The sequence below is a fragment of the Deinococcus marmoris DSM 12784 genome (assembly GCF_000701405.1).
GTDB classification, from domain to species: domain Bacteria; phylum Deinococcota; class Deinococci; order Deinococcales; family Deinococcaceae; genus Deinococcus; species Deinococcus marmoris.
On sequence record NZ_JNIV01000007.1, the window covers coordinates 29439 to 51962 of the forward strand.

Annotated in this window: 25 protein-coding genes; 10 read left to right on the top strand and 15 right to left on the bottom strand. The window is 64.1% G+C overall.

The window, feature by feature from the left end:
- Positions 1–249: 249 nt before the first annotated feature.
- The 3 genes from groES to Q319_RS0102405 all read left to right on the top strand — a co-directional run bounded on the left by groES (position 250) and on the right by Q319_RS0102405 (position 4195).
- Complete coding sequence (gene groES, locus Q319_RS0102395; RefSeq protein WP_029480259.1) at positions 250–537, top strand: co-chaperone GroES; 288 nt, start codon at positions 250–252, stop codon at positions 535–537.
- 73 nt (positions 538–610) lie between these two features.
- The gene (groL, locus tag Q319_RS0102400) at positions 611–2254 is read left to right on the top strand and encodes a chaperonin GroEL (protein WP_029480260.1); all 1644 of its coding nucleotides are present in this window, start codon (positions 611–613) and stop codon (positions 2252–2254) included.
- Positions 2255–2590: 336 nt separating this feature from the next.
- A complete protein-coding gene (locus Q319_RS0102405) occupies positions 2591–4195 on the top strand; it encodes a histidine kinase N-terminal 7TM domain-containing diguanylate cyclase (RefSeq protein WP_051655036.1) in 1605 nt (534 codons plus the stop codon).
- Positions 4196–4265: 70 nt separating this feature from the next.
- Here Q319_RS0102405 and Q319_RS0102410 read toward each other — a convergent pair whose 3' ends face one another.
- From Q319_RS0102410 to Q319_RS0102425, 4 genes are all read right to left on the bottom strand, one after another.
- Positions 4266–4838 (bottom strand): HD domain-containing protein, encoded by a 573-nt coding sequence (locus tag Q319_RS0102410; protein WP_029480262.1) that lies wholly within the window; start codon positions 4836–4838, stop codon positions 4266–4268.
- A complete protein-coding gene (locus tag Q319_RS0102415) occupies positions 4835–5743 on the bottom strand; it encodes an ROK family protein (RefSeq protein WP_029480263.1) in 909 nt (302 codons plus the stop codon). The genes Q319_RS0102410 and Q319_RS0102415 overlap by 4 nt, the downstream gene beginning before the upstream one ends.
- Positions 5744–5794: 51 nt before the next feature.
- Positions 5795–6097 (bottom strand): hypothetical protein, encoded by a 303-nt coding sequence (locus tag Q319_RS0102420; RefSeq protein WP_029480264.1) that lies wholly within the window; start codon positions 6095–6097, stop codon positions 5795–5797.
- A gap of 133 nt (positions 6098–6230) precedes the next feature.
- Positions 6231–6710: an acyl-CoA thioesterase gene (locus Q319_RS0102425; protein WP_029480265.1), complete on the bottom strand. Its 480-nt coding sequence runs from the start codon at positions 6708–6710 to the stop codon at positions 6231–6233.
- A gap of 117 nt (positions 6711–6827) precedes the next feature.
- On the opposite strand from Q319_RS0102425, the gene Q319_RS0102430 reads away from it, so the two are divergent.
- Positions 6828–7232 carry a hypothetical protein gene (locus tag Q319_RS0102430; protein WP_029480267.1) on the top strand — a complete coding sequence of 135 codons (405 nt, stop codon included), beginning with the start codon at positions 6828–6830 and terminating at the stop codon, positions 7230–7232.
- A gap of 214 nt (positions 7233–7446) precedes the next feature.
- Here Q319_RS0102430 and Q319_RS0102435 read toward each other — a convergent pair whose 3' ends face one another.
- From Q319_RS0102435 to Q319_RS0102450, 4 genes are read right to left on the bottom strand one after another with little or no spacing between them, the layout of a single operon-like run.
- On the bottom strand, positions 7447–8763 hold the full coding sequence (locus Q319_RS0102435) for a thymidine phosphorylase (protein WP_029480268.1): 1317 nt from the start codon (positions 8761–8763) through the stop codon (positions 7447–7449).
- Between the two features lie 16 nt (positions 8764–8779).
- A complete protein-coding gene (locus tag Q319_RS0102440) occupies positions 8780–9130 on the bottom strand; it encodes a type II toxin-antitoxin system PemK/MazF family toxin (RefSeq protein ID WP_029480270.1) in 351 nt (116 codons plus the stop codon).
- Positions 9127–9366: a hypothetical protein gene (locus Q319_RS0102445; RefSeq protein ID WP_029480271.1), complete on the bottom strand. Its 240-nt coding sequence runs from the start codon at positions 9364–9366 to the stop codon at positions 9127–9129. Before Q319_RS0102445 ends, Q319_RS0102440 begins: the two co-directional genes overlap by 4 nt.
- An 18-nt stretch (positions 9367–9384) precedes the next feature.
- Complete coding sequence (locus Q319_RS0102450; RefSeq protein WP_029480273.1) at positions 9385–10350, bottom strand: helix-turn-helix transcriptional regulator; 966 nt, start codon at positions 10348–10350, stop codon at positions 9385–9387.
- A gap of 71 nt (positions 10351–10421) precedes the next feature.
- Between Q319_RS0102450 and Q319_RS0102455 the strand changes: the two genes are divergently transcribed.
- The 5 genes from Q319_RS0102455 to Q319_RS0102475 all read left to right on the top strand — a co-directional run bounded on the left by Q319_RS0102455 (position 10422) and on the right by Q319_RS0102475 (position 12892).
- Entirely contained in the window at positions 10422–10937 is a 516-nt protein-coding gene (locus tag Q319_RS0102455) for a DinB family protein (protein WP_029480275.1), read from the top strand.
- On the top strand, positions 10934–11326 hold the full coding sequence (locus tag Q319_RS0102460) for a DUF3224 domain-containing protein (protein ID WP_029480276.1): 393 nt from the start codon (positions 10934–10936) through the stop codon (positions 11324–11326). The genes Q319_RS0102455 and Q319_RS0102460 overlap by 4 nt, the downstream gene beginning before the upstream one ends.
- Before the next feature lie 216 nt (positions 11327–11542).
- Entirely contained in the window at positions 11543–11833 is a 291-nt protein-coding gene (locus Q319_RS0102465) for a DUF1905 domain-containing protein (protein ID WP_029480277.1), read from the top strand.
- 22 nt (positions 11834–11855) lie between these two features.
- Positions 11856–12377, top strand: a complete 522-nt coding sequence (locus Q319_RS0102470) for a DinB family protein (RefSeq protein ID WP_029480279.1) — start codon at positions 11856–11858, stop codon at positions 12375–12377.
- Complete coding sequence (locus tag Q319_RS0102475; protein WP_051655037.1) at positions 12377–12892, top strand: DinB family protein; 516 nt, start codon at positions 12377–12379, stop codon at positions 12890–12892. Before Q319_RS0102470 ends, Q319_RS0102475 begins: the two co-directional genes overlap by 1 nt.
- A 67-nt stretch (positions 12893–12959) precedes the next feature.
- Here Q319_RS0102475 and ftsH read toward each other — a convergent pair whose 3' ends face one another.
- Both ftsH and Q319_RS0102485 read right to left on the bottom strand, forming a co-directional pair.
- Positions 12960–14828, bottom strand: a complete 1869-nt coding sequence (gene ftsH, locus Q319_RS0102480; protein ID WP_029480282.1) for an ATP-dependent zinc metalloprotease FtsH — start codon at positions 14826–14828, stop codon at positions 12960–12962.
- Positions 14829–14950: 122 nt separating this feature from the next.
- The gene (locus tag Q319_RS0102485; protein ID WP_029480285.1) at positions 14951–15418 is read right to left on the bottom strand and encodes an ATP-dependent metallopeptidase FtsH/Yme1/Tma family protein; all 468 of its coding nucleotides are present in this window, start codon (positions 15416–15418) and stop codon (positions 14951–14953) included.
- Between the two features lie 68 nt (positions 15419–15486).
- On the opposite strand from Q319_RS0102485, the gene Q319_RS0102490 reads away from it, so the two are divergent.
- The gene (locus Q319_RS0102490; RefSeq protein WP_029480287.1) at positions 15487–16947 is read left to right on the top strand and encodes a tetratricopeptide repeat protein; all 1461 of its coding nucleotides are present in this window, start codon (positions 15487–15489) and stop codon (positions 16945–16947) included.
- Between the two features lie 189 nt (positions 16948–17136).
- On the opposite strand, the gene Q319_RS0102495 is transcribed toward Q319_RS0102490, so the two are convergent.
- From Q319_RS0102495 to Q319_RS0102515, 5 genes are all read right to left on the bottom strand, one after another.
- Positions 17137–17811, bottom strand: coding sequence for a V-type ATP synthase subunit D (locus Q319_RS0102495; RefSeq protein ID WP_029480288.1), 675 nt, complete (start codon positions 17809–17811; stop codon positions 17137–17139).
- Between the two features lie 78 nt (positions 17812–17889).
- Positions 17890–19308: a V-type ATP synthase subunit B gene (locus Q319_RS0102500; protein ID WP_029480289.1), complete on the bottom strand. Its 1419-nt coding sequence runs from the start codon at positions 19306–19308 to the stop codon at positions 17890–17892.
- Positions 19305–21053 (bottom strand): V-type ATP synthase subunit A, encoded by a 1749-nt coding sequence (locus Q319_RS0102505; protein WP_029480290.1) that lies wholly within the window; start codon positions 21051–21053, stop codon positions 19305–19307. The genes Q319_RS0102500 and Q319_RS0102505 overlap by 4 nt, the downstream gene beginning before the upstream one ends.
- A gap of 114 nt (positions 21054–21167) precedes the next feature.
- Complete coding sequence (locus Q319_RS0102510) at positions 21168–21542, bottom strand: V-type ATP synthase subunit F (RefSeq protein WP_051655038.1); 375 nt, start codon at positions 21540–21542, stop codon at positions 21168–21170.
- A complete protein-coding gene (locus Q319_RS0102515; RefSeq protein WP_029480292.1) occupies positions 21539–22516 on the bottom strand; it encodes a V0D/AC39 family V-type ATPase subunit in 978 nt (325 codons plus the stop codon). Before Q319_RS0102515 ends, Q319_RS0102510 begins: the two co-directional genes overlap by 4 nt.
- Positions 22517–22524: the final 8 nt, after the last annotated feature.

Consider the following 22524-nt stretch of genomic DNA (forward strand, 5'->3'; position numbering starts at 1 on the left):
AGGGGTTCCTCCTACTGTAAATTCTAGCTATATAGGTCTGACATATATATGTCATGCAGAGTAGATAGGATGGGTATACGTTGTTTAGACGTGCTGGCGCACCTTGAGCGCATCAGACTCAACTTCCTAGACTCCTGCGCTTGACATTTTTAGCCCGAAGAGACTATTCTCGCGTGCGGAACGGCGAAAACCTGCCGAGTACAACAGGTACGGTTAAGGCCCCAAACTTCATTCTCAGGAGGAATACCCATGCTTAAACCTTTAGGTGATCGTGTACTGGTAGAAATCGTCGAGGAAACCGAGCAGAAGACGGCGGGCGGCCTGTTCGTCCCCGATTCGGCCAAGGAAAAGAGCCAGCGCGGTAAGGTCATCGCCATCGGCACCGGCAAGATGCTGGACAACGGCACCCGCGTTGCGCTGGACGTCAAGGAAGGCGACACCGTGTACTTCGCCAAATACGGCGGCACCGAAGTGACGCTGGAAGGCAAGAACTACTCGATCCTGGCCGAGCGCGACATTCTCGCCATCGTCGAGTAAGGACGAGCAAGACCGTCTACTGTTGACCTCCACCCTCTCAAACTTTTAGAACCACTCCGAAGGAGTACTCCCAATGGCTAAACAACTCGTATTTGATGAAGTCGCCCGTCGCAGTCTGGAACGCGGTGTGAATGCCGTCGCCAACGCCGTTAAAGTGACCCTTGGCCCCCGTGGCCGCAACGTGGTTATCGAGAAGAAGTTCGGCAGCCCCACGATCACCAAGGACGGCGTCACCGTCGCCAAGGAAATCGAGCTGGAAGACAAGCTGGAGAACATCGGCGCGCAGCTCCTGAAGGAAGTCGCCAGCAAGACCAACGACATCACCGGGGACGGCACCACCACCGCCACCGTGCTGGGTCAGGCCATCGTCAAGGAAGGTCTTCGCAACGTTGCCGCCGGTGCAAACCCGCTGGCCCTCAAGCGCGGCATCGACAAGGCCGTACTGGTCGCCATCGAGGAAATCAAGAAGCTGGCCGTGCCGGTGGAAGATTCCGACGCCATCAAGAAAGTCGCGGGCATCAGCGCCAACGACGATCAGGTGGGCATTGAAATCGCCAATGCGATGGACAAGGTGGGCAAGGAAGGCGTCATCACCATCGAGGAATCGAAGGGCTTCGACACCGAAGTGGACGTCGTGGAAGGGATGCAGTTCGACAAGGGCTTTATCAACCCCTACTTCGTCACCAACCCCGAGAAGATGGAAGCCGTCCTCGAAGACGCCTACATCCTGATCGTGGAAAAGAAGATCAGCAACCTCAAGGACCTGCTGCCCGTGCTGGAAAAAGCCGCGCAGACTGGCCGCCCCCTGCTGATCATCGCTGAAGACGTGGAAGGCGAAGCGCTGGCCACCCTGGTGGTCAACAAGCTGCGCGGCACGCTGAACATCGCCGCCGTCAAGGCCCCCGGCTTCGGGGATCGCCGCAAGGAAATGCTGCGCGATATCGCCGCCGTTACCGGTGGTCAGGTCGTCAGTGAGGACATGGGCCACAAGCTGGAAAACACCACCCTGGACATGCTGGGCAGCGCCACGCGCATCCGCATCACCAAGGACGAAACCACCATCGTGGACGGCAAGGGTGAGCAGAGCGAGATCGACGCCCGCGTCAACGCCATCAAGGGCGAACTGGACACTACCGACAGCGACTACGCCAAGGAAAAGCTCCAGGAACGTCTGGCCAAGCTGGCGGGCGGCGTGGCCGTGATCCGCGTCGGCGCAGCCACCGAAACCGAACTGAAGGAAAAGAAGCACCGCTACGAGGACGCCCTGTCCACTGCCCGTTCGGCAGTTGAAGAAGGCATCGTCGCAGGCGGCGGCACCACGCTGCTGCGCATCATTCCCGCCGTCCGCAAGGCCGCCGAGAGCCTGGTGGGCGACGAGGCCACCGGCGCGCGCATCCTGATCCGCGCCTTGGAAGAACCCGCCCGCCAGATCGCCATCAACGCTGGTGAGGAAGGCAGCGTCATCGTGAACGCCGTCATCAACAGCGACAAGCCCCGCTACGGCTTCAACGCCGCGACGGGCGAGTACGTGGACGACATGGTGGCCGCCGGGATCGTCGATCCTGCCAAGGTGACGCGCACCGCGCTCCAGAACGCCGCCAGCATCGGTGCTTTGATCCTGACCACCGAAGCGATTGTCTCCGACAAGCCCGAAAAGCCCCAGGGTCAGCCCCAGGGCGGCATGGGCGGCGGCGACATGGGCGGAATGGACTTCTAAGCAAGTAGAGAATGAAAGAGGCCGGGGCGTGATGCTCCGGCTTTTTTGTCGTCTCAGGGTGGGCTGGTTGAACAGTAGACGGCGACAGGCACCCCACCCACCATCCGCGAACTGATCAAAAGCGACAGCGCTGTTCTGGGCAGCGGCATGGTGAACGCTCAGGCGTTGCTGTAGAAAGTCGGATCATCTGCATGGGCCGTTCTGAAGTCAGTCTCCTTGCATTTCCCGGCTTCCTCTAAGAATCCCCAGCCGACTGAGTCTGAGGATTTCTCTGCCAAATCTCAGTCTTCTCACGCTATGCTGTCGGGAACAATGTCAATGCTGGCTCAGACTTATATGCTGTGGCTTAACTGTGCCGGTGCGCTGGCCCTGCTGACCGCCGCCGTGGCATGGCGGCGGCGTGAGGTTCCGGGGGCGCTGGGTCTGTTCGCCTATCTCATGATGGTGGCGTTCTGGACACTGACCTACGCCGCGCACTGGGGCAGCTCTGGACCGCTGTGGCCGCAGGTGTGGCTGCTGGCCAGCTTTGTGGGGGCGGTCAGCAGTCCGGTGTGCGTGTGGCTGCTGACGCGCCTGCTCACCGCGCCGTCCCGCAAGGTCAGGTGGACGGAATGGACGGCGGTGCTGGCGATCAGCGTGATCACGGTAGCCCTGATGGTCACAAATGACCCGCTGGGCCTGCTGTTCGGGTCGGTTGCCGGTCTTGGCACGGCCCATACCCTGCTCAACGGTGGGCCGTGGTTCACGGTGGTGGTGATCCACGGGTATCTGTTGATCCTGCTCAGCGTCGTGCGTCTGATCCGGGCGCGGCGGGAGGCGGTGGGGCTGTACCGCCAGCAGGTGAGCTGGGTGTTGCTGGGCCTGACGGTGCCATGGGCCGGAAGCTTCGTGGGGGTGATGTGGGGACCGGTGTTTCCCGGACTGGACATCACGCCCATGTCGTTTCTGGTGACTGGAGCGATTTTTCTGTATGCCGTGCTGGGTCTGCGCCTCTTTGATCTGGTGCCGGTGGCGCGGCATCTCCTGATCGAGCAACTCCCCGACGGTGTCGTGGTACTGGACCGGCGACGGCGCGTGCTGGACCTGAACCAGGCCGCACGCCAGATGGTGGGCGAGAAGGTTCATTCCCCGCTGGGCCTGCCGGCAGCCGAGGTGTTCGGGCACTGGAGCGCGGCGCTGCATGACCTGCGTGACCTGGGCGATCAACAGCTTCGGCTGGCGCTGCCTGAGGGCCGTCATCTGGAGGTGCGGGTGTCCAGCCTGAGAGACGACCAGCAGGTGGTTCAGGGCCACATGGTGGTATGGCGTGACGTCACCGAGCAGCAGCGGGCTGAGGCCCGGATTCAAGCCGCCCATGAGGAACTTCAGCAACGCTTCCATGAAATCCAGAGTCTTCAGGTGCAGCTCAGAGAGCAGAGCCTGCGTGATCCCCTGACTGGGCTGCACAACCGCCGGTATCTCCAGAAGCAACTGGCCCTGCTGGAGACTGATGCAGAGACGTTCTACAGCGTCCTGATCTTCGACCTCGACCACTTCAAGGTGACGAACGACACCTACGGGCACGGTGGCGGGGACCGGGCCTTGCAGGAGGTGGCCGCCCTGCTGCAACGGCGCTTTCAGGACCAGCACACCCTGTGTCGTTACGGCGGGGAGGAATTCGTGATGGTGCTGACCGGGCCGCCAGCCGCCCAGGTCCAGTCGGTGGCCGAGACCATCCGGCGCGACATTGAGGGCCTCGACATTGACCATAACGGGCAGAGCCTGCGGATCACGGCGTCGTTCGGGGTGGCGACTGCGGCGGAACACGGCCCCGCTCCCGAGCAAGTTCTGCTGGCCGCCGATCGCGCCCTGTATGTGGCCAAGAACCAGGGGCGCAACCGGGTCTGCATGTCCCCGCCCGGCCCGTGGCTCACGCAGATGGGCGGGGCTGCCCTGGACTGATCTCCTGACAGCAACACCTGAGCAGCTCCGCCTGTATGGTGATCACGAAGCAGGCTGCGGGCCGGAAAATTTACAGTTGCCCCACCGCCCCCGTCAGATTCCACCGCGCCTGGGCTTCCAATTCCGCAAACTCCGGCGTCGTGTAAATCTGCCCACGGTTCAGGAAGCCGCGCAAGATTTTTTTACGGCCCACGCGGTATAGCAACGCGGAAACGTGCGCGTATTCCTGCCGGATGGCAGCGTCGTAGGCGGCAAAGTCAGCGGCAGATGCCCCCAGAATTGCCAGATCGGCGTCCACCAGCAACGCCTCGGCACGGGTGGCGGGCGGGGCAGCATGTTTCGTTGCCAGAATCAACACGTGAATTTCTTTCTGCAGGTCTGCTGGGGCGTTCTGAGACACCAGCCAGCCGTTAAACACCTCCGCGCTGCGTTCCTCGTTGTCGCCCGCCCTGGCGTCATAGATCAGATCGTGGCCCCACACCGCCAGGGCCAGGGCCGGAGTCAGCACGCCGCGCGATTCCAGTGCGTCCAGCATGGCGCGGACGTGGTCGGCATTGTGGTAGGCCCGCCCAGCCTCCGAATAAGAGGGCAGAGCGAACGCCTCAGCTTCCGCTACCAGATCAAGCTCAGCCGTTCCACTCATCCATACCGGGCGGCCAGCGCTGCCCCGATCACGCCCGCGTCCGGCCCCAGTTGGGCGCGGCGGATGGTGACGGGCGCAAAGCCCTTGGCATACTCGTCGGCTGCGGCCTGAACGCCGTGGAAGAAGTAGTCGCCCACGCTGGCGACGCCGCCGCCGATCACGAAGACTTCCGGGTCAATGACTTTTTGCAGGTCCGCCAGCGCCACGCCGATGTGCTTCATGGCCTGGGCCACCACCCGCCGCGCGCCGGGGTGGCCCTGCTGCGCCAGCGTGAATGCCTCGGCGGTACTCACGTCGCGGTTCAGGGCGTAGCTGGCGTCACGGGCAATGGCGGTGCCGCTGGCTACAGCTTCCAGCGCGCCGTCCAGCCCCGCGCCGCTGACCGGGCCGCCGGGCATGACCGTGATGTGCCCCAGTTCCCCGGCCACGCCGTGCCGCCCGCGCCAGATGCGCCCGTTCAGCACGATGCCTGCGCCGATGCCGGTGCTGACGGTCACGTAGATGCTGCTCTCGGTACCGCGCGCCGCGCCCAGATACGCCTCGGCCAGTGCGGCGGCCTTGGCGTCGTTTTCCAGCACGATCCGCTGAGACAGGCGTTCCAGCAGGCCGTCCACCATCGGCACGTCGTTGAAGCCGTAGATGTTGGGGGCGAACTTGACGCGGGTGCGGTCACTGTTCAGCGGCCCTGGAATCCCCACGCCGATCAGGCGGGCGTCGGGGTGCTTGCGCTGCAAATCGGTGATCTGCGCGGCGATGGCGTCCAGAACTGCCTCCCAGCCGGTCTCCGGGGTGGGCTGGACATGGCGGTCCTGCAATTCGTCGCCGCGCAGCACGCCGGTGGCGATCTTGGTGCCGCCGACATCCACGCCGATGCTGATCTGTTCGGGCAGGGGGAAAGTGGTCATAGAAACTCCTGAATGGGGAAGGGGAGGGACGGGGCGGATTATCAGTCCACTCTAGCCCGCCCCATCTCCCGCGTCTTCTGGATCGAAGCCCAGCAGTTCCAGCGCCTCGGCCAGTTGCACCTGCGGCACGTACAGGCCCACGTCGCCCATGTAGCCGCCGGTCTCGATCTCGATCACCGGGGAACCCATTGCCCACTGAAACGGCGTGCGGACCACGGTGACCACCCCGCCGTCCGCCAGGGTGCGCCGCCAGCCCTCGGCCAGCAGGCGCGGCAGGGTGTCCAGCCGCACCCAGGGATCGCCCTGGTACAGCACACGGTCATCGTACTGGTTGTTGCGCGAGGGACCGCTCATACGGACTCCGATTGAATCGTTTGCAAAAACGATGAAATCCGAGCGGACGCGAGAAGCAGAGGGACGGGTTCCGGGCGTGGAGTTAACAAATCGGCGCTTTCCCGGTTTGTTAACGAAACAGACGGAATCCGTATCATGGGGTTTTTTCCGGGGGAACGTCCAAACGGGCCAGCAGCGGTTTGACCAGTTCGCGGAAGCGTTCGGGCAGGGCTTCCGGGATGTGATCGGCGTTCACGCGCACCTGCACCGAGCGGGCAAAGGCGCAGGGCACGTTGTCGGCCACGAAGCGGGCGGCCACCGTCCAACTGCTGCGGCCCACCCGCTCCACCAGCGACTCGATGAACACAGTCTGCCCCAGCCGGATTTCATGCACGTAATCCAGTTCCAGGCGGGCCAGCATGGAGTGGTCATCGTCGCCCTGAATGCCCGTCGCCGCCGACATGTCCATGCGCGCCACCTCCAGAAACTCGGCGTAACGCGCGTTGTTGACATGGCCCATCGCGTCCACGTCGGCAAAACGGAGCTGGATGCTGGTGCGGTGGGCGTCATGCCAGTTCAGGGCCGGAATGCGGCTGGCAGACGGGGCCGGGGCTGGAGAGGCTGGGGCAGTCATGCCTCCCAGTCTAGCGGTCCGTGTGGATGCCCTCTGCCGCCCGCCTTCCAGACATCGGTATTCCAGACGTCGGCCTTTCAGCGCAGCTCTCAGAAGTGAACGCTATGCTGGGGCCGCATGACCGACGCGCCGCCCCCCCCACCTCCACCCCCACCGCCATTACAGCGCCGGGCGTGGTGGAGGCAACTCAGTTACCGGCGACTGTCCCGCCTGCCCCTGACCATGATCCTGACCAGCCTGCTGGCGGGCCTGGGCATCGTGCAGCTCAGTTTCCAACTGATCAACACCGGTTACCGCAGCGTCTCGTGGACCCGCCAGACCGCCGAGGCCCAGGCCAATATCCGGGGCCTGGAGCGCGACGTGCAGGTCTTGCAGGACGCGGAGACCAACGCCAACACTCCCGGTTACCTGCGAGAACTCGCCCGCTGTCAGGGCTTTGTGGGTGCCGACGAGCGCATCGTCGTCAGCCCCGATGCCCCCGAAAGCCCCGGCGAGAACTGCAAGGCGTTGCGGCTGCCGTAGGGGTTATGTGGTGTGGGCTGTAGGTTGTGGGAAGGGCCTGGGCGACTTGTTTGGTTAATTGGCCTGGGTGACGGCCTGCCCGGTGGCCCCCTCACCCCCTTGCTTCACAAGGCCCCTTTGCAAGCAGGTCTCTGACCCTCCCGCAGGGGCGAGGGGTCAAGAATGAGGCTTTGCCTGGCCTTTCCCACACCCCACAACCGACAGCCTACAACCCTTAAAATACCCGGTCCAGAATTAGTTTTTCTGCCTCTGGAGCGCTGTCCGCGATACTCAGCCCCTCGGTCAGCAGGCGCTGGGCCACCTCCAGGCCGCGTCCATCCCGGTGATACAGACGCAGCACCACGTCGCCTGCCGCCACTGCCTCGCCCGGCTTGCGTACCAGTTCCACGCCGACGCCGTGATCGATGGCCTCGCCCTTGCGCTCGCGTCCGCCGCCCAGGGCCAGCACGGCGCGGCCCACGCTCAGGGCGTCGATGCGGTCCACGAAACCGGCACGGGGCGCAGTCACCTCGGCACGTCCGGGGGCCACGTCCAGCAGGCTGGGATCGTCCACCAGCGCTGGATTGCCGCCCTGCGCTTCCACGAAGGCGCGGAACTTCGCCATTGCCGAGCCGTCGTGCAGGGTGGCGCGGGCGCGGGCCTCTGCCGCCGTTTCATCCTCGCCGTAAGCGGCCAGCGCTTCCACGGCCAGCGCCACGCACAGTTCGGTCAGGTCTTCCGGTCCCTCACCGCGCAGGGTCGCCAGGGCTTCCTGCACCTCCAGACTGTTGCCTGCCAGATGGCCCAGTGGGGTGTCCATGTCGGTCAGCACGGCGCGCACCAGCCGAGAGGCGTGGGTGCCAATGTCCACCATCGCGCGGGCCAGCGCACGCCCGTCGTCCAGGGTTTTCATGAACGCGCCCGCGCCCACCTTCACGTCCAGCACCACCGTGTGCGCCCCGGAAGCCAGTTTCTTGCTCATGATGCTGCTGGCGATCAGCGGCAGGCAGTCCACCGTGGCCGTCACGTCGCGCAGGGCGTACAGCTTGCCGTCGGCGGGGGCCAGATCCCTGCTCTGCCCCACCAGCGCGAGGCCGATGTTTTGGGCCTGCGCGATAAACCGTTCCTCGGACAGTTCAGAGGTCCAGCCGGGGAAACTTTCGAGTTTGTCGATGGTGCCGCCCGTGTGCGCCAGCCCGCGTCCGCTCATCTTCGCCACGGTCAGGCCCAGCGCCGCCAGCATGGGGGTCAGGATCAGGCTGGTCTTGTCGCCCACGCCCCCGGTGCTGTGCTTGTCCACGGTGCGCGGCAGGTCTCCCAGGTCCATCTGGTCACCACTTTCGGCCATCACCAGCGTCAGGTCCGCCGTTTCCTGGGCGGTCATGCCCTTCAGGTAGACGGCCATCAACCACGCGCTGATCTGGTAGTCGGGCACCTCACCGCGCGTGTAGCCGCCGATCAGGGCTTCCAGTTCGGCGCGGGAGTGGGGGTCGCCGTCGCGCTTCTTGCGGATCAGGTCAGGGACGTTGAAGGTGTCAGAGGAGGAAGTCATGGGGCAGTGTACGAGATCACTTCAAGGCGAAGACCAATTTCAAGCCCATATCCAGCAAATCCAGGCTGATTCTATCGAGCTGCCCCCGACACCGCTCCAGACGCGTCTTGTCCACCACCAACACCTGAGAGACGTTCAGAACGCTGTCCTGGGCCAGCCCGTTGTGTTCGTCCGCCAGCAGCAACACATTACCCGGCGCAGCCTGAAGCCGGATATTGGACGTCAACACGGCCACAAGGACAGTCTGGATGGCGCTGGCATTAAAGTCATCGGCAGAAACCACAACGACGGGTCCATGCCCGTATGGCTCCGCATTCTGGCGCTGGGTCAGCGGATACTCAATATCCCAGACCTCGCCGCGCTTCACTCTGCGTTCTGCCGTCGCAGCGCCTCAAAACCCAGTTCTGCCAGGGCGGGTGAAAGGCTGCTGTCCTCATTGGCATAAACAGCGTTGAGCTGGGCCGTTACCGTCTGCCCCTCGTTGCGTTCCAGAAATTCTTCAAGCGCGCGGGCATACAGCTCACTTCTGGAAAGCTGCTGGCCCTGCGCGAACTGTTCAGCCCTCCGGTACAGAGTGTCTGTCAGAGAAATAGCCGTTTTCATGGCTTAGTATAACATGGGTTATACCGGTTCGGGTTTTTCATCGCGCACCGCCGCGCAGCGTGCCCCCAGCCGTCCGAAGACGTCCAGCAGCTCCGGCGGGCCGTCCACCCGGAAATCGCAGTCCAGCCCCAGCAGAAAAGCGGCGAAGCTGGGCAGATTATCGCGTGTGCAGCTCAGCCGGGTGCCGCCCGCCTCGGCACTGATCTGGGTAAACCAGACTGAGACCCGGCCCTGCAAGGTCTCCGGCGGGGTGTCCAGCCACACGCTGACCTGGGCGGTGGGAGCTTCCGGCGGCAGGGTAGAACGCAGGTAGGCCAGCGCGTCGAAGTCGGGCGGCGCAGTAAACGAAGCGTCCAGCACGCACAGTTTGCCCATGCGGTCCAGCCGGAAGGAACGCAGGGCGTCCCGCAGATGGCAGCGGCCCACCGCGTACCAGCGCCCGTCCAGATGCAGCGCGCGGTACACGTCCACCCGGCGCGTCAGGGCGCTGGACTGCGGCGAGGCATACTGGAATTCAACGGTCTGCGCCCCGTGGACTGCGCCCAGCAGCGCAGACAGTAATGCCGCATCGGTGGACACCACCCACGGGGAAGAATCCAGTTGCACCGCGCTTTCCAGCGCCTCCACCGTCTCGCGCAGGGCGTGCGGCAGGGTGCGGGCCAGTTTGGCACCCGCCGCGTGCGCTGCCGGGGCCAGTGCGCCCAGCCCCAGCAGGCGCAGCGCCCGCAGCCCCAGCGCCAGACTCAGGGCTTCCTCGCCCGTGAACATCAGCGGCGGCAGCCGGAAGCCGGGTTTCAGGCAGTAGGCCCCGCCCACGCCGCGTTTTCCCTCTACCGGAATGCCCAGGTCTTGCAGCCGCGCGACGTAACGCTGCACGGTGCGCGGGCTGACCTCCAGCACGCGGGCCAGTTCCGCGCCGGTCACGCTTTCGCGGGCCTGAAGCAATTCCAGCACGGTCAGCACCCGCATCGAGGGGTCATACATGTTGGTATCCTGACATACAAAGAAGACAGGTTCTGACGGGAATCGGGGTTACGCTGTGGGCGGAGGTCAAGATGACGAATACGCCTGAAGTAGAAGTGTCTGGTGGAATAGCCCAGCCGGTGATCCTCTCGCCCGCCCAGTTTCTGGAACACTGGCAGGGCCACCGCCGATTGACCCGGCGCGTGATCCTGGCTTTTCCCGAAGATCAGTTGTTCAGCTACAGCATCGGCGGAATGCGCTCCTTCGGCATGCTGGCCTGGGAAATCCATCAGGTCAGCGAGTTCACGCTGAAGGGCATGCGGACAGACGACTGGGCCATGCCGGACTGGAGCGTCGGCACCCCGCAGGACCGCGCCGAGCTGCTGAAAGCCTGGGACGAACTGACCGCCCGTTTTGAAACTGAATTGCCACAGGTGGTCCCGGCGTTCTACCCGCAGATGCACACGCTGCCCTGGGGCGAGATGAGTGGCTGGGCGGCGGCGATCTACAGCATCGACAACGAGATTCATCACCGGGGTCAGGGCTACGTGTATCTGCGGGCGCTGGGAACCGAGCCGCCCGAGTTTCCCTCGTACATGGCACCATGAGCGCCGCCACAGGAACATTCACGGTCAGGCCCCGCGCCGACACGCCCGCGCAGACCATCCCCGAAATCGGGCGGATGGGGCTGGACAAAACGTGGAGCGGCGATCTAACCGGGCAGAGCGTGGTGGAGATGCTGACTTTCATGACGCCCGTGGAGGGTTCGGCGGTGTATGTCGCCATCGAGGTCGTGCAGGCCACACTCAGCGGCAGGCAGGGCGGATTTGCCTTCTTCCACGCGGGCGTCAGCGAGCGCGGCAGCCAGAGCCTGACTTACCGGGTGGTTCCCGATTCCGGCAGTGGGGAACTGGCGGGCCTGAGCGGAGCATTGACGCTGGAAATTGTGGACAGGGTGCATCATTACATCCTCGAGTACACGCTGGCCGAAGCCTGAGAGGCTGACATGACCGCCCCCTGTTGTCTCCGTCTTGCCTCACTGACTCATACGCAGATTCGTGTGCTGGGTGGGGAAACGCCAGAGTCTGGCAGCCACCTCAAACCGCCCCGCTCCCGCGCGCTGAACGCTCTGAAGCCGCTGCCCGGCCCCCTCGCGGGGCCACCACACTGGTCGCTCCTGCTTCAGCTTCCATGACACACTCTGCGGTGAACCATGCCCCTCATCCTTAACTTCAGCGGCCCCGTCTGGTACTGGCGCGGCCCCGCCCCGCATTACTTCGTGACCGTTCCCGCCGAGCAGGCCCAGCAGATCAGGGCCGCTGCCCGCCTCGTCACCTACGGCTGGGGCATGGTTCCAGTGCGGGCCAGGGTGGGCGACAGCGAATGGAAGACCTCGCTGTTTCCCAGGGAAGAGCTGTACATTCTGCCCATCAAGCTGATGATTCGAAAGGCCGAGAAGATTGAGGAAGGCGACGACGTGGCTGTGCAGCTAGAAGTGGGCTGAACGCCTGCCCAGAGGAGAAAAAATGACCGATCTGACCCTGCTCCATGAATCCTTCCACCGCAACGGGCGCGTCAACGACTTCTTGCTCAATGCTCTAACCGACGCCGACTTTGGCCTGTCCGACAATCAGGGTGGCTGGACCGTGGAAAAGCATCTGCGGCATATGGCGGGCTTCCGCGTGGGCTGGCTGTGGAATCTGTCTCGCCCCCACGCCGGGCCTCTGCTGGACCCGACCCAAAAAGATGCGGACGGCGATCCCCAGTGGCGCTGGCACGACTGTCCGCCCGGCGAGCTGGCCGCCGCCTTCACAGCCGGAGACGAGGCCGCCCTGAATGCCGTTCAGGCCGCGCTAGACGAGAATCGCGCCTTCGACGATCCCTGGAAGGAAGGGGCCTACGCCTCCAACCCGGCCCACTTCCTGCAACACACCATCGTCCACGACAGCCATCACCGGGGCCAGATCATGGCGCTGCTGCGCGCGGGCGGCCATACGGCAGAGGAAATGGACGCGCTGGACAACCACTGGGCCATCTGGCGGGAGTGATGAAGATTCCCGAACTGTACGACTACCTCGTTCGCGCCCGCCGCGATTTATGGGCCATCCTGGAAACCGTGCCGGATGAGGTTCTCTCTCGCCCGATGCTGGACGGTGACCGGATGCACAGCATTAAAGATCTGATTGCCCATACCGCAGGTGTTGAAGACGGCTGGCTGCATTACACCTTCTTGCAAGACGTGCCGGTGGAAGATTCCTTTCCCGTCATCAAAAATGCTGGAAGCGGCCCGGCCTACGCCGCTTTCCCACTCGCAGACCTGCTGGACTACTGGCGGGCGGTGGAGGCCAGCACCCTGACCTATCTGTCCACGCTGACCGACGCCGATCTGGAGCGGGTGATCGAGGACACCCCTGAAGAACACTTCAAACTGGACGGCCTGCTGTGGCACGTCATGCTGCATGAGGTCCGGCACACCGCGCAGATCGCTGCGCTGCTGCGGACACAGGGCATTAGGCCGCCATCTATGGACCTGCTGTTTTACCTGCCGAATCTCAAAGCGTAAGCGCAGGCCACAGGCAAACGCAGAAAGCCCCCGCCGAAATGCGGGGGCTTTTCGTTGAAGAGGAGGCTTATGCCGTCGTCTGGGGCATCGGCATCTTCGGGCTGGCAATCTTCGCCACCGCGTCGCGCACCACGTCGCCGGTGATCAGTTCCTGGGTCAGCAGGGCGTCGGCCACCTCGTGCATGGCGGCCTTGTATTCCACCACCAGATCACGGGCGCGCTCGAAAGCGGCGTTCAGAATGCGCTTGACGTCCTCGTCCACCAGTTGGCTGGTGTGTTCGCTGAACGCTTTGGGGCGGGCCATGTCCTCGCCCAGGAAGACCGGGCCGGAATCGCTGCTCAGGGCCATGTTCTTGAAGTTCTCGCCCATGCCCCATTCCAGCACCATCTTGCGGGCGATATTGGTGGCCTTGCGGAAGTCGTCGGCTGCGCCGGAAGTCACGCTGCCCATGAAGACTTCCTCGGCGGCGCGTCCGCCCAGGGCCACCACCAGTTGGTTTTCCAGGCGTTCCTTGCTCATCAGCACCTGTTCTTCGGGCAGATAGAACGCTGCGCCCAGGGCACGTCCGCGCGGAATGATGCTGACCTTCTGGAGCTTGTCGCTGCCGGGAATCACGGCTGCCGTTACGGCGTGTCCGGCCTCGTGGTAGGCGATGGCCTTGCGTTCCTCGGGGCTGACGGTCAGCGAGCTGTTTTCCAGGCCCAGCGTGATCTTGTCCAGCGCGCGGTAAAAGTCGCTCATGTCGATCTGGGTCTTGCTCAGGCGGGCAGCTTCCAGCGCAGCCTCGTTGGTGATGTTCTTGAGGTCCGCGCCGCTGAAGTACGGCGTGCTGCGGGCCACCTCGTTCACGTCCACGCCCTCGGCAATGGGCTTGTTGCGCAGGTGGACCTTCAGGATGGCCTCGCGCTCCTTCATGGTGGGCAGGTCGATGGTGACCTGACGGTCGAAGCGGCCAGGACGCAGCAGCGCCGGGTCCAGCACGTCCGGGCGGTTGGTCGCGCCCAGCACGATCACGTTGCTGGACTGATCGAAGCCGTCCATTTCCGACAGGATCTGGTTGAGGGTCTGCTCGCGCTCGTCGTGACCGCCGCCGATGCCCGCGCCACGCTTGCGGCCAATCGAGTCGATCTCGTCGATGAACATGATCGCGGGCGCACTCTTGCGGGCGTCCTCGAACAGGGCACGCACACGGCTGGCACCCACGCCGACGAACATTTCCATGAATTCGGAAGCGCTGACCGAGAAGAAGGGCACGTCCGCCTCCCCCGCAATCGCGCGGGCCAGCAGGGTTTTACCGGTACCGGGAGGGCCGACGAGCAGCACACCCTTGGGGATTTCCGCGCCGATCTGGTGGTACTTGCCGGGGTTCTTCAGGAAGTCCACGACCTCGATCAGTTCCTTCTTGGCTTCCTCGTGACCGGCCACGTCGGTGAACTTGGTCTGCACGCGGTTTTCCTTGCCGTACTTCTTGGCCTTGCTCTGCCCGAACTGCATGACGCCGCTCTGGCCGCCCTGCGCCCGCATGAAGAAGAAATACATCACGCCCAGCAGCAAGACGATGGGCAGGAAGCTCAGCAGGATGTTCAGCCACTGGCTGGGGGCCACGAAGCGGTAGTCGACGTTCTGGGTTTCCAGCGCGCCGATCAGGCTGCTGTCGGGCACCGCCAGGCTGCCGGGCAGGCGCACCGAGAAGCCCGGCACGGTCTTGGTCTGTTGCTGCTGGCCCGGATTGGTGGCGAGCTTGACTTCGGTGGGCGCTTTCAGGGTCACGGCGGCGTTGCTTTCCGTGATCACGACCTGTGAAACGCTGCCCTGATCCAGCAGGGATTTGAATTCGTTATAGTTGACGTTGACGCGCCCATTGGGCGTCTGCGAGAACATTAAAAAAAGTGCCAGGACAAATAGGACGATCAGCCAGGGATTGAGCCGCTTCAAGAACGTTCCTCCAGAGGAAAAGTGGGGAAATGGGGCGCATTTCGCCCCTTCTAGACTTGAGTGTACCAGACTCAAGGTGTATGAAATTGTCCCGCATTACAAGTGCTGAATGGGGGCCGTCTTTAGCGTTCCGAAAGGTTCTCCGGGGCCGTGCGGCGGCGCATCAGCCACAGCAGGAAGATGGTTAGGCAGAAGGCGGGAACGCCCAGCAAAAGCAGCAGCGGCAGGAAGGCAAGGAATAGGTTCAGCCACTGACCGGGAGTCTGAAATTGATACTCCACGTTCTGCCGGTCCAGTTCGGCGATCAGGGGGCTGTCTGGAACAGCGAGACTGCTTGGCAGGCGCAAACTTACAGAAGTAGGCCGTGCAGGGGGGCGCAGATTCACGGTGGCGCGGCTCTCCTGGATCACCACACGGCTGACCTGCCCGGTGTCCAGCAACGCCTGAAACTGTGCGTAGGTCACCGCTTGCGGCCTCAACACCTGCGTGAAGATCAGCCACAGCCCGGCGGTTGCCAGACACAGCACGGCCAGACCCGGCAAAAGCCAGCGCAGCAACGGCGAACGGGAGGCGGGCGGGGAGGTGTTCATTCGTCCCATCAGACTGCGGCGGCCCGCACACGGTCAACCCTCCAAAGGATGGACTATCCTAGCGGGGAATGATTGACGCGGAGACCACCTGGCAACAGGCTTGCACGGCCCTGGCTGGGGGCGACTACGAGACTGCTTTTGGCGTGCTGAGCGCCGCACTGGACGAGGCCATGCCAGCCGCAGTGGGCAAGGGCAAAAGTGCGGCGGTGTCCCCGGTTGCGGCGCGCATCTGCGTGTACCTGGGCAGCCTGCACGCCCTGTACGGCGACGCCGCAGCCGAGCAACTCGGTGTGGCGCTGGCAGAGGCGCTCGGGCTGAACCCTGCAGTGGGCGGCGACGCGCTGTATCTGGCCCTGAGCGCCGAGTTGGAGGCCCGCACGCGCGGCCCGGAAGCGGCCCCCCCCACGGAGGCCATACGCGAGGCGCTGGACCCGGTGGCCCGTTTTCACGCGCTGTGTGCGCTGGCGCTGGCCGAGCAACCGCAGGCGGCGCTGGACATCCATCTGGGGGCGGGCGAACTGCCCCTGCATCTGCGCTGGCGGCTGCGCTCGTGGCAGGCCGATTGCCAGGAGCAACTGGGCCACACGGCGGACGCCATTAATCTGTATGCCGAGGCCGCACATCTGGCAGGCGGCCTGGACCGCGCGGTGATGCTTCAGGAACAGGCCGCCCTGCTGATCCAGGACGGGCAGTCCGAGGAAGCCAAGAAGGTGCTGGACAGCGCGCGGCTGCTGTACGGCAGCAAGCAGGCCCCGCAGAACCCAGTGCAGGGCGAGGACGAGGGCCTGAATCTGGCGACGTGGCACTACCTGCGCGCCCAGGCGCTGCTCCAGATGGACCAACCTGACGCCGCCTACGAGATGATCCGCGAGGCGGACCGCCTGGAGCGGCAGTACGGCACCCCCGGTTACGTGGTGGCGCTGCTGACCGGCCAGATCCTGAGTCACCTGGGCCAGCAGGAAAAGGCCATCGTCGCCTTCGAGTCCGCTCTGCAACTGGCCGAGGACAGTGACCGCCCCTACGCCAATCACGAGCTGGGCGTGGTCCTGCTGGACATGGACCGCCCGGTGGAGGCGCGTGACCGGCTGGAAGTGGCCCTGAACGAACCCGATTACCCCTATCAGCCCGAGGTTCTGGCCGACATTGCCGAGTGTGACTACCGCCTGGGCCGCATGCCCGAAGCGCAACTGGCCGCTGAACAGGCGCTGGCGCAGGGCGCGGTCATTCCCGCCAGTTTGGTGCTGGGCAGCGTGGCCCTGGATTATTTCCAACTGGACGAGGCCCTGGAACACTATGAGCGCGTGGTCCGCGAGGCCGCCCCGGACAGCCGCGACTGGATCATCGGCCACCAGATGGCCGCCGACGTTATGGCGCAGCAGGGCTTCCCCAATCCCGCCGCCGCCGTCGCCCACGCCCAGCAGGCGCTGGACAACACCCCTGAGAGTGACGACTGGCACGGCACCTTGCAGGATCTATTGGCGCGGGCGCAGACGCTGATGGGACAGCAGGACGGGCGGATGCTGAACTAGCGCTCCTGCCATGAGATTCGCCGCCAGCAGCCCTACTGACGGCGAATCTCATGGCTTTCTGGTGGATGGTGGAAAACACAGCCCTGGCTCATCATCGTGAGTGGCTACCTGTTGGACAGGTCTGAAAGTTGACGGGTGGGCCACAAAAAACCGCCCCCAACTGGAGGCGGCTTTCTCTAAACTCAGGACTCAGTCTGCTGCCGAACCGTGGTTCTTGGCCTGCAAAAGCTCCTTGTCCTTCTTGGCGTCGGCTTCCAGCTTGGCCTTGATCTTCTTCAGGGTAAAGCTGGCCTCGCGTTCGCGCTGGTCCAGCACGCTGCGGATAAACCGAATGTCGTCCTGAATGCCGGGAATCAACACCTGCTCCAGCGCGTTCACGCGGCGCGAGGTCTTCTTGATCTCCTCGCCAATGCGGCGCAATTTGGTCTCGGTGGCGGCCACCTTGACGATGCCGTCCATCACGCCGCCGAAATCGGTAGCGGCCTGGATGGTGCGTGCGCCCACGTTGATCGGGCTGAACGTCGTGGTCTTGTCGCGCTCGGGAATCTCGATGCGCGGCACTTTCACGCCGTACAGGTTGTCGATCTGCATGTCGATGGAATAGTCGCCGCTGCCCGCCAGGCTCAGGCTCTCGACGGCCTCCGGCGTGTCCCACGCTTTCGCACCGAACAGGCTGGTGTACGCGCCGGTGCTGACGCCCGAAAGTTCCTCGCGGGCGGCCAGCGCGTCCTTGACCAGCGCAAAGAACTCGCCGATCAGGGCGTCGCGCTTGCGCTTGAGCAAATCCGCGCCGCTCTGCGCGGTCTTGAGGCTGGCCTTGCTCGCCAGCATGGCGCTGCGGGTGGGGCTGATCTGTCCTGCCATTTGTGTTCACCTCCTTTGTCGGTGAATACCTGAAGGTCCAACTGCCGTGGAGACTGGCAATTAGACTTTCAGACTTGTTTACAGGCTCATGCTCCGTCCGCCGCGCCACATCTCGTCCATCTTCTCGCCGTAGAACTTGTCGATGGAGTCCTTGGACAGGCGGGTCAACTGGCTCTGGGGCAGCTTGGACAGGATGCCCCAGGCGACGGTCAGGCTGTCGTCGATGCTGCGGTCCTGATCGCCCTGGCCGATGAAGTAGTTCTCGAAGTCGTCGGCAAAGCGCAGGTACAGCTTGTCGGTGTCGGTCAGGGCGTCTTCACCCGTGATCGCCACCAGCTTCCGCAGGTCCAGCCCGTTGGCGTAAGCCGCAAACAACTGATCGGAGACGTTCTTGTGGTCGGCGCGGGTCTTGCCCTTGCCGATGCCGTTGCCCTGGAGGCGGCTCAGGCTGGGCAATGGGTTAATCGGCGGGAACACGCCCTTGGCGTTCAGCGTGCGGTCCACCACGATCTGGCCTTCGGTGATGTAGCCGGTCAGGTCAGGAATGGGGTGGGTAATATCGTCGTCGGGCATGGACAGGATCGGAATCTGCGTGACCGAGCCGGGCTTGCCCTGCACCACGCCTGCGCGTTCGTACAGCGAGGCCAAATCGGTGTACATGTAGCCGGGGAAGCCGCGCCGTCCGGGGATTTCCTCGCGCGCACCGCCGATCTCACGCAGCGCCTCGCAGTAGTTGGTCAAATCGGTCAGGATCACGAGAACGTGGTAGCCGTGCTCGAAAGCCAGGTACTCTGCCGTCGTCAGGGCCATACGGGGGGTCAGCAGACGTTCCACGGCGGGATCGTCGGCGCGGTTCAGGAACAGTACGGCGCGGGCCAATGCCCCGGTGCGCTCGAACTCCTGCGTGAAGAAGGAGACCTCGCGCTGCGTCAGACCCATCGCCGCGAAGACCACCGCGAAGGGTTCATCCGAGCCGGGCACCTTCGCCTGACGCGCAATCTGGGCGGCCAGTTCGTTGTGTGGCAGACCGGAGCCGGAGAAGATCGGGAGCTTCTGCCCACGGATCAGGCTGGTGTTCACGTCGATGGTGGAAATCCCGGTCTGGATGAATTCCTCGGGCTTGGCGCGGGCGGTGGGGTTCATGGCCTGACCGTTGATGCTCAGGCGCTTCTCGGCCACTACGGCGGGCAGCCCGTCGATGGGGCGGCCCAGGCCGTCGAAGCGGCGTCCGATCATTTCCTTGCTGACGCCCAGGCGGGCCACGTCTTCCACCAGGCTCACCGAGGCGGTGGCGAGGTCCAGGCCACGCGTTTCGCCGAACACCTGGATCACGGCGTTCTGGTCGCTCACGGTGATGACCTGACCGCCACGCAGCTTGCCGCTGGCGTCCTTGATGTTGACGATTGCGCCGTAGGCCAGATCAGACGCGGCGTTTACGAACAGCAGCGGCCCGGAGATATAGGCGACGTCGTTGTATTCCTTCTGGAGAAGGGTCATGCGGTTACTCCCTTGAAGGTCTGGTCGAGTTCGTCCATGACGCCCTCGCCGTAGGCATTGAACTCGGTCTCGGCCACGTAGCGGGCGCGGGCCAGCTTCTCGATGACCGGGTTCTGGATGATGTCGTCGATGGTGGCCCCGTCCTTGAGGGCCGAACCGGCCTCCTCGTAGAACTTCAGGAACATCTTCATCAGGCCGTAGTTCTTGGGCATCGAGGAAGAGGCGTCCACGGCATCGAAGCCGTTCTGCTGAAGGAAGTCCTGACGCAGCATGCGTCCGGCCTCAATGATCAGACGCTCGTTGTCCTGCAAAGCGTCCGGCCCGACGAGCTGCACCACTTCCTGCAAGGAGGCTTCTTCCTGAAGGATGTTCTGGATGCGCTGGCGCAGTTCGGGGAAATCGGCACCGACGTTCTTGCGGTACCAGCCGTCCAGGATGGGCGTGAACAGGCTGTACGAGCCGTTCCAGTTGATCGCTGGGAAGTGACGGCGGCGGGCCAGACCTGCGTCCAGACGCCAGAATGCGCCAGTAATACGCAGCGTGGCCTGGGTGACGGGTTCGGACATGTCGCCGCCTGCGGGCGAGACTGCGCCGATCACGCTGACCGCGCCGTCCTCGCCGCCCAGGGTCTTGACGGCCCCGGCCCGCTCGTAGAACGCCGCCAGCTTCGCGCCCAGGTAAGGCGGGTAGCCTTCTTCTGCGGGCATTTCTTCCAGACGCGAGGAGATTTCGCGCAGCGCCTCGGCCCAGCGGCTGGTGCTGTCGGCCATCAGTGACACGCTGTAGCCCTGATCGCGGAAGTACTCGGCCAGGGTAATACCGGTGTACACGCTGGCTTCACGCGCCGCCACCGGCATGTTGGAGGTGTTGGCGATCAGGATGGTGCGCTGCATCAGCGGATTGCCCGTCTTGGGATCTTCCAGTTCGGGGAATTCCACCAGCACGTCGGTCATCTCGTTGCCGCGCTCGCCGCAGCCCACGTACACCACGATGTCGGCGTTGCCGTACTTGGCGACGCTCTGCTGGGTCACGGTCTTGCCCGAGCCGAAAGGGCCGGGAATCGCTGCTGCGCCGCCCATCACCAGGGGGAACAGCACGTCCAGAATGCGCATTCCGGTCAGGAAGGGCAGGCTGGGATCGAGCTTCTTGGCCACCGGACGGGGGGCACGGACGGGCCAGTAGTGGGCCATCCGCAGCTTGGTGCCGTCTTCCAGTTCGGCAATCGTGTCGTCGATGTTGTATTCGCCGGCAGGCACGATGCTTCTAATCCTGCCGCTGCTTTCCGGCGGGACCAGGATCTTGTGGGTGAAGGCAAATTCCGGCACGGTGCCCAGGATGGCGCTGCCGATCACTTCGTCGCCGACCTGCACGCTGGGAGTGAAGTTCCACATGCGGGTACGGTCCAGACTGGAAACCTCGATACCGCGAGCGATAAAGTCGCCCGACAGTTCGCGGATCTTGTCCAGTGGGCGCTGAATGCCGTCGTAGATGCCGTTGAGCATCCCTGGCCCCAGTTCCACCGACAGGGGCAGCCCGGTGGTTTCCACGGGTTCGCCCACGGTCAGGCCGGAGGTATCCTCGTACACCTGCACGAAGGCGGTGTTGCCGTCCAGACGAATAATCTCGCCCACCAGGCGCTCGGTGCCCACGCGCACGATGTCGTACATCTTCGCGCCGTACATGCCGTCCGCGATTACTGCGGGTCCGGCAATGCTCTGCACGACGCCGCTCTTGTTCTGAGTCATTGGGTCTCCTTGGGAGAGGTCGAAAAGGCTGAGGTCAAACAGCCTAGAGGCGGGACAGGACAGCATTTGTGCTTTTTGCCGTCTGGCCGGTAGACGGTTTGACCTTCAGCCCGTTTACAGCTTGATATCGAAGCCGATGGTTTCGCGCACCAGTTTGCCCATGTACGCCTTGGCGTCCACGGTATCCGGTGAGAAAGCGTCCTTGAGGCTGGGAATGGGGAGCAAAATAGGGAGGTCACGGCCCCGCATGACGCGGGTGGTGGAGGCCAGTGGATCAGCGATCAATCCAGTGTCCACCGCCACCAGACCGTAGTTGCCCTCGGTGATCAGCTTTTCCAGTTCCGCCTGCGCGGTCTCTGGCGTGGCTTCCATCACGAAGACTCCGGCCAGACGGTAACCGGTGGCGGTCTCGGCGTCGCTCAGAACGGCCACGCGGCGGGTGTTGCCTGCGGCTGAACTGCCTTTCTTGGGCGTGGAGGGAGCGGTCATGCCTGAACCTCCTTGCGAATCTGCTCGGTGCTGAGGTCATAGAACTTGCCGCGTGCGATCAGTCGCAGTTTGGCGATTTCAATTTCCTTGCGCCGCAGGAAGTCCACGATGATGCCCACGCCCTCTGGATCGCCGGCGGAGCTGTTGCGGGCGGCGCGGTCCAGCGTGCCCCGCGCGGCCACTTCCGCCTCTTCCAGAGAGGGGGCTTCGAGGATGGCGGCAATGTCGCTGTTGCCGCCCGCGTCCCCGCCCGCCAGTCGGCTGTACCCGGCGGCGTCCAGACTGCCCCCGGCCACGAACAGGCTGGGATCGAGGGTCTGGCCCTTCTGGGTCCGTGCGATCAGGGCGTTGGTCACGTCGATCTCGCGGGTCAGGTAGCGGCGCAGACTGGTGTTGCGGGAGACGCCCAGGGCGTAGCGGTAATAGCCCTGATCCAGCGCCACTTCCAGGTCCAGCAGGCGGTTGCTGCTGCTGTAGGCGGCGGCCCCGTCGCGCATGGCTTTTGCCAGCGGGTGTCCGCTGACGGCAATGGCGGCGGCGGCGCTGGGCAGATCGGTGCTGGCGGCGGCGGCCTGGAGGGCAGCAGGCTTAAGGGTGCCGCCCTCGATCAGTCCGCCCTGGATCGCCTCGACGCCCCGGTTCCCGGCAATGCCGCGCGCCACGGTCTTGAGGTTGACCAGATCCCACTTCATCAGCAGGGTCTGGATCTCGCGTTTGGCGTCGCCGTCCGCGAAGCCCAGCACCCGCTGGGAGGTGTCGTAGAAGTTGCGGCTCAGGGCCTTGTCCAGCTCGCCCAGACCCGCGCCCTCGCCGGTGGTTTCACGCAGGTTGGCCGCCAGATCGGTCTCGGTCAGCACCCGCAGGAATTCCGCGTAACTGCCCGACGCGAGCGCCGAGTCCAGGGCGCGCCCGTCCAGCAGCTTGGTACGCATGATGCGCACGCGCGTATTGATATACGAATAATCGTCGGGCATCGCGTCTC